Here is a 2,058-nt window from a genome sequence, read left to right on the forward strand (position 1 = left end):
CCCATCATTACAATATCACCATGAACCAAGATTTCGCCATCATCAGCTAATTTGATTTCAACACCTTTTAATGGAGGGCCTACAGTTCCTATTTTTTTTCCACGACGAAAGCAATTTACAGCAATTACAGGTGAAGCTTCTGTTAAGCCATAACCTTCGTATATAGGAATTTCTGCTGCCAAAAATACGCGAACTATTCGTTGTTGAATTGCTGCACTACCAGTTACAATTGCTTTCAATTCTCCGCCAAGCCCTTCGTACCACTTATGTAAAACCAATTTACGCGCAATTGCTAATTTGATATTATACAATGTTGAGCGTTGATCTGCTTCTAAAACATACTCATCACCAATTTTTACAGCCCAATCGAAAATAGATTTTTTGACACCTGTTAATTGCGCTCCAGTTGTCATAATCTTTTCATATACTTTCTCTATAACACGAGGAACTGCTGTCATAATATGCGGTTTAATCTCTTTTAAATTTTCCCCGATTTTATCCATTGATTCAGCGAAATGAATAGAAAGGCCCATGTAGACATACAAATACTGTAAGGTACGTTCGTAGGCATGACAAGCTGGCAAAAACGTTAATGCACGATCATAAGGATTTAGTGGTGTAGAATATTCACACGCTATAACATCAGCAATAATATTTTTGTGCGATAACATGACACCTTTCGGTTTTCCAGTTGTACCAGATGTATAAATTAGAAAGGCTAAATCTTCGTGTTTTACTTGAGCTGCTCTTTTTTCTACTTCTGATAAATCAATCAATTGCCCTTTTTCGATTAAAATATTCCAACTCGTTGCATGTTCAACTTCATCAATCGAATACAATTGTTCTAAAGATGGCAATGATGTTTTGAGGTAATTTATCCGAGTATATAAATCCTGATTACTTGTAAAACATAATTTTATTGAAGAATCTTTGAAAATATATTCATAATCGTTATCTGAAATATTGGGATAAATTGCCACCACAACAGCGCCAATTTGTTGTATAGCGTAGTCTATCATATTCCATTCGACACGATTTTCTGAGATTAAACCAACTTTATCACCTGCTTGAACTCCACAAGCAATCAAACCTTTCGAGATTTGATTTACACGATCCAAAAAAGATTTAGTCGACATTGGTTTCCATTCTCCGTCTTGCTTGCTAACAAACATGGATAAATCAGGAAACTTCTCCAACTGTCGTTTTGGTAAATCAAAAATTCTGGTTACTTCCATAGCGCATTTATAGTTTTGTAGTTTTGAAAAGTATTCGTCGAAAGTAATTTAAAATGATGACTTTTTCAAAAAATTATGATTGAAATTGTTTAAAATTAAAATCCCTTAATTTAGTTAGAATTAAGGGATTCAAATTATTTATAAATTTCATCGAATTCTTTCTGAAATTTCTTTAAAATAACTTTTCTTTTCATTTTTAAAGTTGGTGTTAATTCACCAGCTTCTATTGTAAATTCATGTGTTAGTATTGCAGGTTTTTTGATTTGTTCCCAGTTTCCAAAATACTGATTTGCTTTACGTACTTCTTGATTTATTTTTTTGTGAACTTCATTAGTTGCTATAAATTCTTCACGAGACAACGCAACTATTTCTGCTGCACTCTCCTTCGCCCACTCTTTTAGATTTGTATAATTAGGTACGATAAAAGCTGATGCAAATTTTTGTGCATCACCGATAACCATTGCTTGCTCGATAAATTCAGACTCAACAAGCTTCGTTTCTATTGGTTGCGGAACAACATATTTGCCTCCAGAAATTTTGAACATTTCTTTTTTACGGTCTATAATTTTTAAGAAATGACCTTCGCCTTCTTCCCAAACGCCGATATCTCCTGTATGCATCCATCCATCAATAATAACTTCATCCGTCGCTTTTTGATTTTTATAATACCCCATCATCACATTAGGACCTTGAACTAAAATTTCGCCATCTTCTGCTAATTTTACCTTAACATCTTTGATAGGCGAACCAACAGTTCCGATACGAACCCCTAATTTATGTGGATTATTTACTGTAATTAATGGTGAAGTTTCCGTCATCCCGT

Annotated in this window: 2 protein-coding genes; both read right to left on the minus strand. The window is 33.9% G+C overall.

The genetic code is table 11. The features are described from left to right. On the minus strand, positions 1 to 1,235 hold a 1,235-nt coding region (locus tag Q0616_RS07675; RefSeq protein ID WP_298776227.1), incomplete at its 3' end, for an AMP-binding protein. Between the two features lie 134 nt (positions 1,236 to 1,369). Further along, on the minus strand, positions 1,370 to 2,058 hold a 689-nt coding region (locus tag Q0616_RS07680), incomplete at its 5' end, for an AMP-binding protein (protein WP_298776228.1).

The sequence above is a fragment of the uncultured Empedobacter sp. genome, from assembly GCF_937930195.1.
In the GTDB taxonomy this organism is placed as follows: Bacteria; Bacteroidota; Bacteroidia; order Flavobacteriales; family Weeksellaceae; genus Empedobacter; species Empedobacter stercoris.